This is a genomic window from Spirosoma rhododendri (assembly GCF_012849055.1).
In the GTDB taxonomy this organism is placed as follows: Bacteria; Bacteroidota; Bacteroidia; order Cytophagales; family Spirosomataceae; genus Spirosoma; species Spirosoma rhododendri.
Window position 1 is genome coordinate 1,948,965 of record NZ_CP051677.1, and the last position, 13,987, is coordinate 1,962,951.

General features: G+C 54.8%; 14 protein-coding genes. 4 read left to right on the forward strand and 10 right to left on the reverse strand.

Features of this window, described 5'->3' with window-relative positions; genetic code table 11:
• Positions 1 to 27 precede the first annotated feature (27 nt).
• Both HH216_RS08045 and HH216_RS08050 read right to left on the reverse strand, forming a co-directional pair.
• Complete coding sequence (locus tag HH216_RS08045; protein ID WP_169550352.1) at positions 28 to 933, reverse strand: prohibitin family protein; 906 nt, start codon at positions 931 to 933, stop codon at positions 28 to 30.
• A gap of 212 nt (positions 934 to 1,145) precedes the next feature.
• Positions 1,146 to 1,595 (reverse strand): DUF1573 domain-containing protein, encoded by a 450-nt coding sequence (locus HH216_RS08050; RefSeq protein ID WP_169550353.1) that lies wholly within the window; start codon positions 1,593 to 1,595, stop codon positions 1,146 to 1,148.
• A gap of 244 nt (positions 1,596 to 1,839) precedes the next feature.
• On the opposite strand from HH216_RS08050, the gene HH216_RS08055 reads away from it, so the two are divergent.
• From HH216_RS08055 to HH216_RS08065, 3 genes are all read left to right on the forward strand, one after another.
• Positions 1,840 to 4,185 (forward strand): alpha-ketoacid dehydrogenase subunit alpha/beta, encoded by a 2,346-nt coding sequence (locus HH216_RS08055; protein WP_408641764.1) that lies wholly within the window; start codon positions 1,840 to 1,842, stop codon positions 4,183 to 4,185.
• A gap of 159 nt (positions 4,186 to 4,344) precedes the next feature.
• A complete protein-coding gene (locus HH216_RS08060; RefSeq protein ID WP_169550354.1) occupies positions 4,345 to 5,928 on the forward strand; it encodes a 4Fe-4S dicluster domain-containing protein in 1,584 nt (527 codons plus the stop codon).
• Positions 5,929 to 5,971: 43 nt separating this feature from the next.
• Positions 5,972 to 6,508 carry an NADH-quinone oxidoreductase subunit J family protein gene (locus HH216_RS08065; RefSeq protein ID WP_169550355.1) on the forward strand — a complete coding sequence of 179 codons (537 nt, stop codon included), beginning with the start codon at positions 5,972 to 5,974 and terminating at the stop codon, positions 6,506 to 6,508.
• On the opposite strand, the gene HH216_RS08070 is transcribed toward HH216_RS08065, so the two are convergent.
• The 5 genes from HH216_RS08070 to HH216_RS08090 all read right to left on the reverse strand — a co-directional run bounded on the left by HH216_RS08070 (position 6,502) and on the right by HH216_RS08090 (position 10,816).
• The gene (locus tag HH216_RS08070; protein ID WP_169550356.1) at positions 6,502 to 7,332 is read right to left on the reverse strand and encodes a TPM domain-containing protein; all 831 of its coding nucleotides are present in this window, start codon (positions 7,330 to 7,332) and stop codon (positions 6,502 to 6,504) included. The genes HH216_RS08065 and HH216_RS08070 overlap by 7 nt on opposite strands.
• Positions 7,333 to 7,339: 7 nt before the next feature.
• Complete coding sequence (locus tag HH216_RS08075) at positions 7,340 to 7,774, reverse strand: TPM domain-containing protein (protein WP_169550357.1); 435 nt, start codon at positions 7,772 to 7,774, stop codon at positions 7,340 to 7,342.
• A gap of 60 nt (positions 7,775 to 7,834) precedes the next feature.
• Positions 7,835 to 8,416, reverse strand: coding sequence for a LemA family protein (locus tag HH216_RS08080; protein WP_169550358.1), 582 nt, complete (start codon positions 8,414 to 8,416; stop codon positions 7,835 to 7,837).
• A 75-nt stretch (positions 8,417 to 8,491) separates the two neighbouring features.
• Complete coding sequence (locus HH216_RS08085; RefSeq protein WP_169550359.1) at positions 8,492 to 9,955, reverse strand: DASH family cryptochrome; 1,464 nt, start codon at positions 9,953 to 9,955, stop codon at positions 8,492 to 8,494.
• 108 nt (positions 9,956 to 10,063) lie between these two features.
• Positions 10,064 to 10,816 carry a DUF547 domain-containing protein gene (locus HH216_RS08090; protein WP_169550360.1) on the reverse strand — a complete coding sequence of 251 codons (753 nt, stop codon included), beginning with the start codon at positions 10,814 to 10,816 and terminating at the stop codon, positions 10,064 to 10,066.
• Positions 10,817 to 10,848: 32 nt separating this feature from the next.
• Between HH216_RS08090 and HH216_RS08095 the strand changes: the two genes are divergently transcribed.
• Positions 10,849 to 11,637 carry an SDR family oxidoreductase gene (locus HH216_RS08095; protein ID WP_169550361.1) on the forward strand — a complete coding sequence of 263 codons (789 nt, stop codon included), beginning with the start codon at positions 10,849 to 10,851 and terminating at the stop codon, positions 11,635 to 11,637.
• A gap of 1 nt (position 11,638) precedes the next feature.
• Here the strand turns inward: HH216_RS08095 and HH216_RS08100 are convergent, their stop codons facing one another.
• The 3 genes from HH216_RS08100 to HH216_RS08110 all read right to left on the reverse strand — a co-directional run bounded on the left by HH216_RS08100 (position 11,639) and on the right by HH216_RS08110 (position 13,543).
• On the reverse strand, positions 11,639 to 12,301 hold the full coding sequence (locus tag HH216_RS08100; RefSeq protein WP_169550362.1) for a response regulator transcription factor: 663 nt from the start codon (positions 12,299 to 12,301) through the stop codon (positions 11,639 to 11,641).
• 90 nt (positions 12,302 to 12,391) lie between these two features.
• Positions 12,392 to 13,243, reverse strand: a complete 852-nt coding sequence (locus HH216_RS08105; protein ID WP_332871486.1) for a sensor histidine kinase — start codon at positions 13,241 to 13,243, stop codon at positions 12,392 to 12,394.
• A gap of 60 nt (positions 13,244 to 13,303) precedes the next feature.
• Positions 13,304 to 13,543, reverse strand: coding sequence for a hypothetical protein (locus HH216_RS08110; protein ID WP_169550363.1), 240 nt, complete (start codon positions 13,541 to 13,543; stop codon positions 13,304 to 13,306).
• Positions 13,544 to 13,987: the final 444 nt, after the last annotated feature.

Genomic DNA, 13,987 nt, shown 5'->3' on the forward strand with positions numbered 1-13,987 from the left:
ACATACCAACACTGAACAGCCCGTCTGCTACTTTTCGTTGAGAATCAACGGCATAGTACCCCGACCTCCCATAATCACAATCTTGGCGTTTGGCGAAGCGGCTAGTTCACGTTGCGCTTTGATTTGCTCGTACTGAAGCTGCCGGTCGCTCAAGCCGGTCGACAGAATGCGCTGATAATCGGCAATACCCTGTGCTTCGACGCGCTTGCGTTCGGCCTCCTGACGCTCCTTCGCCAGCACGAACTGCATCTTTTGGGCGTCCTGCTCGGCATTGATTTTCGATTCGATCGTTTTCTTCACCGATGCGGGAAGGTCGATGTTACGGATCAGGAGTTGTTCCAGCAGCAGGCCCCGCTTGCGAAAATCTGACTCAATCGTTTTGTAGATCCGGCCCTGAAATTCATCGCGTCGGGTCGAGTATAAGGCGACGGCGTCGTAATACACGGCATTGTCGCGGATGCGGGTCCGCGTAATTGGCCGAACGATCTTATCCATGTAATCGGTACCAATCTCCTGATAAATGCGGGGGGCATCAGCCGGGATAACCCGGTACAGAACCGTCAGGTCGATAACGACTTCAAGCCCGTCGGCGGTGAGAACCCGGATGGCATCGTCGCCCACTTTCTGCCCCTCGTCGTTCGTTGCCGACATGGTGTAGTTCTGCGTCTTGGTATCGAACTCCGTCACATTGGCGAGCGGATTCACGAAGTTCAGGCCGGAGCTAAGCGCCCGATCGCTGACGTTGCCGAAAAGCGAAATGACGCCGACCTGACCCGCATCGATTTGCCGGACAGCGGCCGTCAGAAAACCCAGTATCAGCAGGACAAAACCGGTCAGTTTGACCGGACGGGAATAGCGCGAAAATGTCAGCGCGGGGGTATTGATTGCGAAACCGGCCAGCAGAAGAAGTAGACCGATGATGAGGAAAAACATGGCGTTTAGATCGGAGCAAACGAAGCCAGCATTGGCTTATCGTGCGCTGAATGTACGCTGACAACTAAATCACTGCGACGGCCGTATACAGGAACGGCTGCCCTAATCCTGAAACGGTTACAGGGGTTGACAGACGACCGCCGAACACGAAAAAAGGCATCCGGTACACTACCAGATGCCTTTCGTAATCACACTATTAACCCTTCAGCGTGTTAGCGTGAAGTCTTAGTGCCTTTCTTCTTCGACTTGTCCATCGGGGTAGCCGTTGGTGCAGCCGCAGCAGTTTCTTTCTGCGTAACCACTTCGCCTTTGAGGTACAGCGTTGTCTGTCCCGATTCAGCGTTGCTCGTCACGGTTACCGACTTGGTAAACTGACCCGGGGTAGCGGCATTGTAGGTAGCCGATACCGAACCTGTTTTGCCGGGCATTACGGGCTCCTTCGTCCAGCTCGGCTTCGTGCAGCCGCAGGAAGCAGCGGCATCATTGATGACAACCGGGTCCGTACCGTTGTTCTTGAACTCGAATACGTAGGTAACAGGCTTGCCCTGCTCAACCTTGCCAAAATCATGCGTCTCTTTGGCAAACTTCATGGTGCCTTTCTGACCATAGCTAACTGCAACAAAGGCAAATAAAGCTACGAAAAGTGAAAAAATGGTTTTCATTAGACTGTACAGAATTATAGTTTGGTTAATCGAATTAGCTACCTGATAAACGAAATATGCCGCAAAAGATTTGCCAAATTTTTACTGAATTTCGTTGTACAGACAAAGGAACGTAAAAAAATCGTTTTTTTGAAAGCTGGGTTGTTTTAGCTTACATTTACTTTCACCGGGCAGTCGCAATGTGCCTGTTCCGCGTGCTTCATCAGACAAACTATTGTTGTATCCTTCAACCCGTGGTCCTGCTGTGATAGCCAACGAAAAACTCCGCTCGACTGATATTCTCACTCGCGAAAAAATCCTATATGACTACCGAATGGCCAGTGAAAGCCGACAGGTAAGCTTATTGGGTCGGCGCGACGTTATGGGGGGGCGGGCTAAGTTCGGCATCTTTGGCGACGGAAAGGAACTGGCTCAGCTGGCTGCGGCCCGCGCATTTCGCCGGGGCGACTTCCGGTCGGGCTATTACCGGGATCAGACGTTTGTTGCTGCACTGGGCGAACTACGCTGGAGTGAATTCTTTGCCCAGCTCTATGCCCATGCTGATTTGACGGCTGAACCTAATACGGCCGGACGGTCAATGAACGGCCACTTTGCCACCCGCTGGGTCGACGATCAGGGGCTGTGGCGGAGTCAGACCGATCAGTATAATTCCGTTTGTGATATTGCGCCCACCGCCGGGCAGATTCCGCGCGCTGTGGGGCTGGCTTATGCGTCGAAGCTGTACCGGCAAAACCCGGCTCTGCACGACATGACTGGCTTTTCGCACGAGGGAAACGAAGTTGTGTTTGGAACCATCGGCGATGCGTCGACCTCGCAGGGGATGTTCTGGGAGACAATGAACGCGGCTGGGGTGTTGCAGGTGCCGCTACTGATGTCGGTTTGGGACGATGGCTATGGTATTTCGGTGCCGGTAGAGTACCAGACGACGAAGGGCAGCATATCGAAAGCGATGGCTGGCCTGCAACGCGACGCCGACGATAAAGGCATTGAGATAATGACCGTGAAAGGCTGGGACTACGTGGCCCTGCTCGAAACCTACGAACAGGCGGCTCGTATCTGCCGGGAACAGCACGTGCCGGTACTAGTGCACGTTCAGGAATTGACCCAGCCACAGGGCCATTCGACTTCGGGTTCGCACGAACGGTACAAGAGTAAAAAACGACTGGCCTGGGAAGCCGAGCATGATTGCAACCGCACCTTTCGGTCCTGGATTTTAACCAATGGTTACGCAACGGGTGATGAACTCGACGCTATCGACGCCGAAGCAAAACAGGTTGCCGGAGAGGCCCGCACATCAGCCTGGAATGCGTTTCAGGAGTCGATGAAGGCCGACATGAACGAAGCACTCGACTTATTACAGCGTGTAGCGCGGCACAACCCGAAATCGGCTGAGCTAATGGCCATTCGGGAGCAGTTGCGTAAAGAACACCTGCCCCTCCGTCGCGACGCGGTTAGTGCTGTTCGGAAAGCATTGCGCACGGTGCGGATGGATAAAGCGGCTGTGAAAGCGCCCCTGCAGGCATACCTCAAAACGATCGACGAGAAGGCGGAGGATATGTACCATTCGTTCCTGCTCAGTCAGTCGCCAGATTCACCCTTGCTCATCACCGGTACGCCTGCACAGTACACCGATGAGTCCCCGACGATCGACGGATATATGCTGATGCAGCGCTACTTCGATAACCTGTTTGGACGCGACGAGCGGGTGGTGGCGATGGGCGAAGACGTCGGTATGATCGGCGACGTGAATCAGGGCTTTGCTGGTCTACAGGAGAAATACGGTGAACTACGCATTACAGATACCGGTATTCGCGAAACGACAATCGTCGGGCAGGGTATTGGTATGGCGATGCGTGGCCTGCGCCCCATTGTCGAGATTCAGTATTTCGATTACATCTACTACGCGCTGGCGACGCTGACCGATGATCTGGCGACGCTGCATTACCGCACGAAAGGTGGACAGAAGGCACCCCTGATTATCCGTACGCGTGGTCACCGGCTCGAAGGTATCTGGCATTCGGGTTCGCCGATGGGCGCTATGCTGGGCAGCCTGCGGGGTATTCACGTGCTGGTGCCGCGCAACATGACGCAGGCAGCAGGCTTCTACAACACGCTTGTCAAAGGCGACGATCCGGCTTTGGTTATCGAATGCCTGAACGGGTATCGGCTGAAAGAACGACTGCCCGATAACCTGAGCGAGTTCTGCCTGCCGCTTGGTGTCCCCGATGTGTTGCGTACGGGCACTGATCTGACGGTAGTTACCTACGGAGCCATGTGCCGCATTGTGCTGGAAGCCGCCACTCAGCTTGCCGAGATGGGTATTCAGGTGGAAGTGATCGATGCACAGACGCTGCTGCCTTTCGATCGGCACCACTTGATTATGGAGTCGATCAAGAAGACGAACCGGGTTATTTTTGCGGACGAAGACGTTCCCGGTGGGGCGTCGGCCTACATGCTGCAACAGGTTGTCGACAAGCAGGATGCATACCGTTATCTGGATTCGCCCCCCCGCACCTTGTCGGCCAAAGCTCACCGCCCCCCTACGGTTCCGACGGGGACTATTTTTCCAAACCAAATGTTGACGACGTAATCGAAGCGGTTTATGCTCTCCTGAGCGAGAGTGACCCTGCCCGGTTTCCAGCAATTTAACAATGAGCGAATGAGTGAATGAGCAAATGAGTGAATAGCTAATCAACGCAGTAAAAAAATCACTCATTCGCTCATTCACTCATTCGCTCATTCAACTCGAATGGCGTATTTTCAGGATATAAAGCGGGGGATTCAGACGTCGGTTAAGGGGCTGAGCCTGACGCTGCGGCACCTGCGCAACGCGACCAAACGACGGTCGGCGGTGGGGGTTGCCAGCGACAATTATTTCGATCTACAGACGGGGCTCGTTACGCTGGAATACCCGCACGAGCAACTGCCCATTCCCGACAATGGCCGTTACCGGCTTCACAACGAAATCGACGATTGCATTGTCTGTGATAAATGCGCCAAAGTCTGTCCCGTCGACTGCATTACAATTGATGCCATCAAAGCAACGGAGGAAGTAGGACGGGCGTCTGACGGGTCACCGATCCGTCTGTATGCGGCTACGTTCGATATCGACATGGCAAAGTGCTGCTACTGCGGTCTGTGCACGGTCGTCTGCCCGACGGAGTGCCTGACGATGGACAAGAAGTTCGATTATAGCGAATTTGAATTGGGCAAGCTGACGTATCACTACGCGGACCTGACACCAACCGAAGCCGACGAAAAGCGGGCGTTGTACGAGCAGTTTGTTCAGGAAAAAGAAGCGCAGAAAGCGGCTGCGGCAGCCGCGAAGAAAGCTGCCACGTCAGCGGAAACGCCCGCCGAACCAGCCAAACGCCCGGCGTTCCGCCCAACGGCAAAACCCGCTACCCCCGTTTCGCCGGACGAGAACTCAGCCGGTGGGGCTATCGAGCATCCGCTGACCGACGCGACGCCAACTGAGATGGAGCAGATCGCGCAGGGTGGATTGGAAACTACGAAAAAACCAACCTTCCAGCCGACTCGCAAACCGACGGTTCCGCCCGCCCCCATCGAACCCGACGCACAGGCTAACGTAACGGAAGAGGAAAAACCCGCGTCGGCACCAGCGGCCGCGAAACCGGCATTCCGCCCGTCGATGAAACCCGCATCGGCGACACCACCGGCCGATAAGCCGGAAGGCATTGAGGTACCGGCTACCCCTGCGCCCAAACCGGCTGGCTTCCGACCAACAATGAAACCAGCGGCTGCAACGTCGGCCGACGAGCCGAAGCAACCCGCTGATGAGGTAACTGATGCTCCGCAGGAGTCTGCAAAACCGAAGCCTGTCTTCCACCCGACAATGAAACCGGCGGCCGCTCCGCCTGCTGAGCCAGCAAGTGAGCCGGTAACCGACGCAGTACCGGAGGCCCCAAAGCCTAAGCCCGCGTTTCGGCCGACGATGAAGCCAGCGACTGTTCCGTCGGCAGATCAGGCTACTGATAATGACGCCGACAAGCCCGCCGTGCCGGTCGAGAAGAAACCTGCGTTTCGTCCAACGATGAAACCGAAGCCAGCGGGTGACGCGCTAACTGATGCGGCAGTGTCTCAAGACAAAACGCCGTCGGTTGATGAGGAAAAACCGGTTGCGCCAGCCGTAGCAAAGCCAGCGGGTTTTCGGCCCACGATGAAACCGGCTGTGCCGCCCACGGCTACGCCGGATGAACAGACTGTGCCGGAAACAAAAGCTGAACTCCCGGAAGAGCCGCCCAAAGCAAAACCGGCATTCCGCCCGACAATGAAGCCGAAGCCCAAACCTGACGAGGGCGAATCGGCCTAGCTTCCGGCGTCTTTCCCACGTCTATACTCTATCCTATAAAGTAGTGATTCAGCTCGCTTTCTACGGCTTTTCGGCGCTTACCCTCTTCGGTGCACTGGCTGTGTTGTTTACCCGCAACGTACTGTATGCCGCCTTTTTCCTGTTGCTCACCCTGCTGGGGGTTGCCGCGTTGTTTGTACTGGCAAGCGCCGACTTTCTGGCTATTGCCCAGATCATGATCTACGTCGGTGGGGTGCTGGTGCTGGTAATTTTCGGCGTGATGCTTACCCACAAAACCGAACCGGCAGCCTCCATCAGCAGCCAGACGGCGAACCGGATACCGTCGCTGAATCGGGTAGGGGCGGGTCTTGCGGGACTCGCCGTAGCGGGTGGGCTGTTCGTGGCGTTGTACACGCTGCTGGCACGGGCTAATTTTCCGTTGCTCAACGAGCCAGTAGGCTGGCAATCAACGATCAATACGATTGGTCGGCAGCTGATGACTGATTATGTCGTACCGTTTGAAATAGCGGGTGTGCTGTTATTGGCTGCGCTGGTTGGGGCAACATACCTTGCCGCTCGCGGGCAGGCGGCTAATCAATAGTCGCCACCAGCACCACCGCCACCGAAGCTGCCTCCGCCGAAACCGCCAAAACCACCACCCCCTCCTCCGCCGAAGCCGCCCCCACCGCTTGAGCCACCCCAGCCTGAATAAGTCGACGTTGGGAAAAAGACCGGTGGGAAGAAGCCGCCACCCCGGTTGCGATTGCTGCCGCCACCACCCCGGTTACGGTTGGCGAAAATGATGAAGATAATTACGCCGATAACGATCAGTACGAAGATGCCGCCCAGTCCGCCGTCGTCATCCGAGGAGCGTGGATCGGCTTTGTACTCGCCCTGCGCCCGTTGAATAATTTCGGTCGTTGCCGCATCCAGACCATCGAAATAGCGCTGCTCTTTAAAGGCCGGAACAATGTCGTTGGAAATGATACGCTTGGCGATAGCGTCGGGAATGGCACCTTCCAGCCCGTAGCCCGTGGCAATATACACCTTGCGGGTCTGCGTAGCCCAGGCCAGTACCAGCCCGTTATTTTTCTGGCTTTGCCCAACGCCCCACTTCCGGCCTACCTGAAACGCAAAGTCGCCGATGGGGTATGGCTCCGTGCTTTTTACGATAACGATTGTGATCTGCGTTGAGGTAGAATCGTTGTAGGCATCCAGTTTTTGCTCCAGCCGGGCGCGTTCCTGCGCGCTGAGTGCTCCCGCGAAGTCGTTGACCAGGCGGGGCGGGTTCGGGCGGGCCGGAATAACGGAATCGGCAGTCGACCCAGTCTGCGCGTAGCCAGCCAATGCCAGCAGTGCCAGACTGACCAGCAGCAGGCTACCACGGAGTAAGCGGAGGAATGAAGAATACGGACGGACGTTCACGGTAGGGCTAACTAAACGAAATATCGTCGGGGAGTTCGTTGGTATCGGTGGCCCCGTCGTACGGAAAATACTGTTTCAGCTGCTGACCGGCCCGGCCGATACCCTGCCGGAGCCCTTCCACGTATTGCGCTTTGGCGAAATAACCGCGCATCAGGTCTTTAGTGCTCACCCAGAAGTCGGCGGGAACCTGCCGGTTAATACCCTCATCGCCGACGACGGCAAACTTACGGTCTTCGTGTGCCAGGTAAAAAAGGACGCCGTTGCGCAGCCTGGTTTCATGCATACCCAACCGATGAAACACCTCAATAGCTCGCTGCACCGGATCTGGTGATGAACAGTGCGCTTCGATATGGACGCGGATTTCGCCCGACGTTGCCAGCTCGGCCTGCCGGATGGCATCGATAAGTTGTTCCTGTTCGGCGGGAGTGAAAGGCGTGGTCATGGGCGAAGGCATAAAACCGTCCGGACCAGCGCTGAGTGGCTATCCGGACGGTTTTCTAACTTAAAACTGAACCGAAGGGGCGTTCTGTGCTGCCTGCGAAGCCTCGAAAAAGCCTTTCACCGGGAAGCCAAACACACCCGCGAAGATGTTGTTCGGAAACGACCGGACCGACTGATTGTAGGTTCGAACGGCTCCATTGAAATCGTTACGCGACACCGCAATGCGGTTTTCCGTGCCTTCCAGCTGTGCCTGCAATTCCGAGAAATTCTGCGTGGCTTTCAGGTTCGGGTAGTTTTCTGCTACCGCGAGCAGCCGCGACAGCGAGCCGCTGAGCTGATCCTGAGCGGCCTGAAACTTCTGCACGTTTTCGGGCGTCAGCTGATCGGCCGTCAGATTGATCGAGGTAGCTTTCGAGCGGGCTTCCTGCACGGCCACGAGCGTACCTTTCTCAAAATTAGCGGCCCCTTTCACGGTGTTGACCAGGTTCGGAATCAGGTCGGACCGGCGCTGATACTGCGTTTGTACCTGCGACCATTTTTCCTGTACGTTGGTATCACTGGTGACCAGGCCGTTGTACGAACTACAGCCATACATGCCCAGAATGAGGGCAATGACAATCACGATAATGAGCGACTTTGACATGACGTGTGTAGATGAAATCTTTTTTGTTGGTGATAAAATTGGGTAAAACTGTGGATAAGTTCAGCAGAATCTACGTCAGCGGTTGAATTTGGCGTCTGTCCACCGTTCGGGCCTGATGATCGGCATGGGGTAGTTGTCGCCGGGGTACACGCCGTAGCGTTCCAACTCAGCATTCGACAGTTCGTACAGTTTATGAATCCGGTTGGCGGGAACGTCGGCTAGTTCGGGAAGCCAGTGTTTCACATAAGCCCCCTGTTCATCGTAGCGCGTGGCCTGCGACAAAATGTTGAAGTACCGGTCTTCGCGCGGGTCATTGCCAACACCGGCCACGTAGTTCCAGTTGCCCCAGTTGCTGCACGGGTCGTAGTCGATGAGCTGACTCTCGAAATAAGCCGCGCCCCACGTCCAGTCGATGCCGAGATCTTTGACCAGAAAGCTGCCCACGTTCTGCCGCCCCCGGTTCGACATAAAGCCGGTGGCGTTCAGTTCGCGCATGTTCGCGTCGATAAACGGAATGCCCGTTTCGCCCATCGCCCAGCGCAAAAACAAATCGTGGTCACGACGCCAGCGTTTGGTAATGTCGTTTCGAATACCGCTGATTTTGAAGATTCGGTTGCCGAAGCGCAAGGCCACAAACCGGAAGAAATCCCGCCAGATAAGCTCGAAGATCAGCCAATAGGTCGAGTCGTTTTCGACGCGCTCGGCTTCGTAGCGTCTGATTTCGTGGTAGATGAACCGGGGCGACAGGCAACCCAGCGCCAGCCAGGCCGAGAACTTCGATGAGTACCCTTCGCCCAGCAGGCCGTTACGTGTTTCCTTGTATGTTTTCAGCTGATCGCTGCCCCACAGGTAATGCTCCAGCCGGCCGATACCCGCTGTCTCACCACCGTGAAATGGCAACACAGCCCGCGTGTCAGACTGCTCGACACGACTGATTTCTTCGGCGGTATAGCCAAGGTCGGTCAGCGTTGGTAGTGCACCTGCTTCCTGACCTGACAGCATCGAAACCTGCTTGGGTGTAGGGGTAATCTCCCGAACTGACGCGTACTTTTCAACTTCCTTGCGAAACTGGGTGAATACATTCGGTAGCTTGGAAACCGCAAAAGGCAGGTCGCGCACGTGGTATAGCGTCGATTGCCAGATCAGGTCGAGATCAATATTCAGCGGTTTCAGTCGCTTGCTCAATTCCGATTCCAGGTCGGTTTCTTCCTGCGTGACTTCCTTGCTCGCGTAAATGGCGTCGGCACCGATTTCCTGCGCCAGCCGGGCCAGCGTCAGTGCCGGATTGCCAACGCGAATCAGCAAATCGCCCCCACGGCTGCGTAGTGATTGCCGCAGATCAGCCAGCGATTCCAGCAGGAAATTCGCCTGAAAAACACCCATTTTCCGGAAGCCGATCGACCCCAGCTCCGTAAACCAGTCTGTGTCGATCACAAAAACGGGCAGCACCGTTTCGGCGTCGGTCAGCGCGCGGGAAAAACCTTCGTTGTCGTGCAGGCGAAGGTCGTTTCGAAACCAGTAAACAATTTTTTTAGGCATACATAACCGTGTCCAACCCATCTGGACCCTGCTCTATGAACAGCCGTCGGATGTTATTGTTTGTCCGCCTGACACCCGAATTGGATTGGCGTAAGGGCCGTGGTTGGCTCACTGCTCGTTAAGCCGCCAGTCGTAGTCCAGATAAGAAACGGGCGTGTCGGCGTTGATTTTTGTTTGGGAGTATCGGTTCACCCAATAAACGACCGACCGGCTGTTTTTCTCAAAATCACGGTTGTACCAGTCAAACAGCTTCGACAAACTGGCGCGGCCGGGCGTTACGGCGTTCTTCGTCGGGTCGTTCAGAAAGCCAACGCCCTGTTCGTTAAGTTGCCCGGCAAGCCGGGCCGGGGTGTAGGCTTCGTTGCGCAGACGGGGGCAGGAGCGGGCGGCACACACCAGCGCGAAATGAATACGGGGTTCGGTAAACTGCTTGCGTAATGTGCCGTGCTCAATATTGTCGAGGCTCATTTTCTGGCCGCCAATCGTGAAAAACTTCTCGGTCCACGGCGTGTTAACAAACGGAATCTGAACCGCTGGGCCGATGTCTTTGATACTTTTCAACGGATAGTGGTTCAGGATCAGCCGTACTGTAAACGCATTGTACGCATTGATCCAGTACGCCATTTTTTCATTGACCGACCAGCTTGCGGCCGGTGGCGTACGGCTCAGTAAATCGAGGTATTGGTTGAGGAGTGCTTCGTCGCGCTTCAGCCCCTTGTAGTCAACTAATCCCCGTCCGTCGACGTGTTTCTTCAGCAAACCGTCCCAGATTGCGTGGCTGGGTGGCGAGCCGGCCTGTGCAAGCAGTGGCAAGATCATAAACAGAAGAATGAGCAGGCGGGGCAACATAAACAAGCGCATCGGGTCAATTTTGGCTTAAAACTACACACTACATGAATCTCGATTTAACAAACAGAACGGCATTGGTCTGCGGCAGCACACAGGGTATTGGCCGCGCGTCGGCGGTAGAACTGGCAAAACTGGGAGCTAATGTGGTGCTGATGGCCCGCAATGAGGAAACGCTGCAACAAACGCTACAGACACTCGACACCGGCAGCGGTCAGACCCACCAGTACCTTGTCGCCGACTTCAGTCAGCCGGGTGCCGTTGCTGAAGTCATACAGCGTTATCTGGCGAATGGTGGCGAGATACAGGTACTTATCAACAACACGGGTGGCCCGGCGGGTGGCCCGTTAGTCGATGCAACGGCGGATGCGTTTGTGCAGACGTTCCAGGCTCATTTGCTGAACAATCAGGCACTGGTGCAGGCCGTATTGCCGGGTATGAAGCGAGTGGGCTACGGGCGCATCATAAACATCATCAGCACATCGGTCAAGCAGCCGATTGTGGGGCTGGGGGTGTCGAACACAATTCGGGGGGCGGTGGCACAGTGGAGCAAAACGCTGTCGCTGGAGATTGCCCGGTCTGGCGTTACTGTCAACAATGTGCTGCCCGGCTACACGCAGACGGCCCGGCTGACGTCGGTGATTCGTATGCAGGCGGAAAACAGTGGGCAATCGGAAAAGGAGGTAGCTGAAAAAATGCAGCGCGACATACCAACCGGGCGGTTCGTAACAGCGGAAGAAGTCGCTGCGGCCGTAGCGTTTCTGTGCACACCAGCCGCAGCATCGATCAATGGCATCAACGTACCCGTCGACGGCGGACGAACGGGCAGTCTGTAAGCTAGACGAGGTTGTTGCGGAAGGCATAGGCGACCATACCCGCCGTATTTTTGGTGCCCGTTTTTTCCAGAATACGCAGGCGGTGGCCTTCGACCGTGCGGGGGCTAAGGAAAACCTTTTCGCTGATTTCGTTGGTCGACAGGCCGTCGCAAAGCAGTGACAGTACTTCCTTTTCCCGATCCGACAGCAAAATCTTACTGTTGTAAAACGCGCTGGTCGGCTTCGTCGGGCTGTTGGATTTGCTGGTCATTCGGCGAAGCATGGCGCGCGACACGAAATCGTTCAGATACACGCCATCGTCCATCACTTTGCGAATGGCTTTCTCTACTTCGTCGGCGTCGGCGTCTTTCAGTAGGTAGCCGCTGACGCCTTTTTCGAGCAGGTGGAGCACCATACGATCTTCGTCGTGCATGGTCAGTATGATGATTTTCACCAGCGGGTATGTCTCCCGAAAATAATCGGCGGTAGCGGTGCCATCCATCACGGGCATCTGCAAATCGAGCAGCACGACATCTGGCATTTTGCGGGCCGCCCGGTCGATAAGTTCCTGGCCATTGGCGGCTTCCAGCACCAGTTCAAAATCCTGAATCTGGCCTAGCAGGGTTGCCATGCCCACTCGGAAAAGTGTATGATCGTCGCAGAGAGCAAGTCGAATTTTTCGCATCAGCATAACGGTTAGACGGGAAGGGGAAATACGCTAACGCGTTAGTCGCACTACGGACGGCAAACGCAAACAAAAGTAACGACTTTCCCCTTAGTTTGTCAGCGTTGCCAGCAGCGGATCGTTCAGATTTACCTGCGCGTGAATTCGTGAGCCCCGACCCGGTGCCACGTCGAACGTAACATGCCCAGCTACGACATTCAGCCGGCTTTCGATGTTACGCAGGCCCAGCCCGGCCTTTTTGTCCTCCATAATCGCGTCGAAATCGAACCCAATGCCATCGTCCAGTATCGACATGCGGGCTTCGTGGTCAACGCAGTATAGCTGAATCGTGATGAGTTGGGCGCGGGCGTGGCGGATGGCGTTGTTGAGCAGCTCCTGCGCGATGCGGTAAAACGTGAGTTGCAGGGCGGGCGGTAAGTGGTCGACCGGGCCGGGGCAGTCGAGAACCACGCGTAGTTCATCGGTCGTGGCCCGGTCGGCCAGTTCGTCGAGGGCTGCCAGCAGACCAAACCGTTGCAGAACCGTCGGGACGAGGTCGCGGCTTATACGCCGGACGTTGGTCATCGTTTCATCGAGCATATCGCGGGTTTTCACGAACTGTTCCTGCCGGTTTGCCGCGTCATCGAGCTGCCGATTCAGCTGGTTGAGGCTCATCTTCGTCACCGACAGCATGGTGCCGATGCTATCGTGCAGGTCTTCGGCGAGTCGTTGCCGCTCGGCTTCCTGCCCGCGAAACGTAGCGGCCATTAACTCAAGCCGGTGCTGTTCCTGAATTTCCTTGAGCGCCAGTTGTTGCTTTGCCTGCTTCTGCTGGTAGTAGGCAACGAAAACAATAATGAACACCGCCATGCTCAGCAAAACGGCTGAACCGACAGCAACTGTCAGACCAGTGCTCATTAGCAACATCGCAGTAGCGTGGTAGGAAGAATAGAAATGATGCACTGGCTACCGAAGGTTAATCACTTGGCCCAAAAGTGAGTCGGTACTTACTGAATAGTAAACTTACGCCAAACGTTGATCGTACTTGCTGTGCCAGAGCCCAATAGCTGATAGTACAGCGAAAGCAATAAACAGAATTTGGTTGGAATTCCAGTACTGGTCAAAGACCGCAGCGGGAACCTTATCCATTCCCTGATACCAGTATTCACTGAACAAGACGATGAAGAACGTGCCTGCTGAGTAGAGAAGCAAACTTGACGAAAACCAGAACAGTGTATGATGCATGATATTAACAGCATTCATATCTGTAAGTAGCCGATTGAAATACAGAAGTGTAAGTATTATGGCATACACTCTGAATATTGACAGGTCAATGTCAGAAACTGCATAGCTTTTATAAAAATAAATTAACAGTAGGGTGCACAAGATACCTCCTATAATTATGATTTTCCGTTCATATGATTTATCAATAGCGTAGTAGAAAATTAAACCACAGAATATAGTCTCAAAAATAGAGTCGAGATTTTGTAAGAATAGATTATTTGTCTTCGATAAAGCTAATGACAACGAATAGGTTTCTTTAAAAAAGAATAAAGTAAAGAACAGTACAATTAGGCGACTTGCGTTTGTTAAATGTCGATATCTGATTAAACCGACAATTATGGGGAGACCACAACTTAAATGAGCAATAAAGTCGAGTGGATATTTTGCAAAAAAAGTTAATAGTCTCTCCATGATATTGTAATG

Excerpts from the sequence above, each read along its gene's own strand:
- HH216_RS08045 (WP_169550352.1), bottom strand. The coding sequence starts at position 933 with ATGTTTTTCCTCATCATCGGTCTACTTCTTCTGCTGGCCGGTTTCGCA.
- HH216_RS08050 (WP_169550353.1), bottom strand. The coding sequence starts at position 1,595 with ATGAAAACCATTTTTTCACTTTTCGTAGCTTTATTTGCCTTTGTTGCA.
- HH216_RS08060 (WP_169550354.1), top strand. The coding sequence starts at position 4,345 with ATGGCGTATTTTCAGGATATAAAGCGGGGGATTCAGACGTCGGTTAAG.
- HH216_RS08075 (WP_169550357.1), bottom strand. The coding sequence starts at position 7,774 with ATGACCACGCCTTTCACTCCCGCCGAACAGGAACAACTTATCGATGCC.
- HH216_RS08080 (WP_169550358.1), bottom strand. The coding sequence starts at position 8,416 with ATGTCAAAGTCGCTCATTATCGTGATTGTCATTGCCCTCATTCTGGGC.
- HH216_RS08085 (WP_169550359.1), bottom strand. The coding sequence starts at position 9,955 with ATGCCTAAAAAAATTGTTTACTGGTTTCGAAACGACCTTCGCCTGCAC.
- HH216_RS08090 (WP_169550360.1), bottom strand. The coding sequence starts at position 10,816 with ATGCGCTTGTTTATGTTGCCCCGCCTGCTCATTCTTCTGTTTATGATC.
- HH216_RS08095 (WP_169550361.1), top strand. The coding sequence starts at position 10,849 with ATGAATCTCGATTTAACAAACAGAACGGCATTGGTCTGCGGCAGCACA.
- HH216_RS08100 (WP_169550362.1), bottom strand. The coding sequence starts at position 12,301 with ATGCGAAAAATTCGACTTGCTCTCTGCGACGATCATACACTTTTCCGA.
- HH216_RS08110 (WP_169550363.1), bottom strand. The coding sequence starts at position 13,543 with ATGAATGCTGTTAATATCATGCATCATACACTGTTCTGGTTTTCGTCA.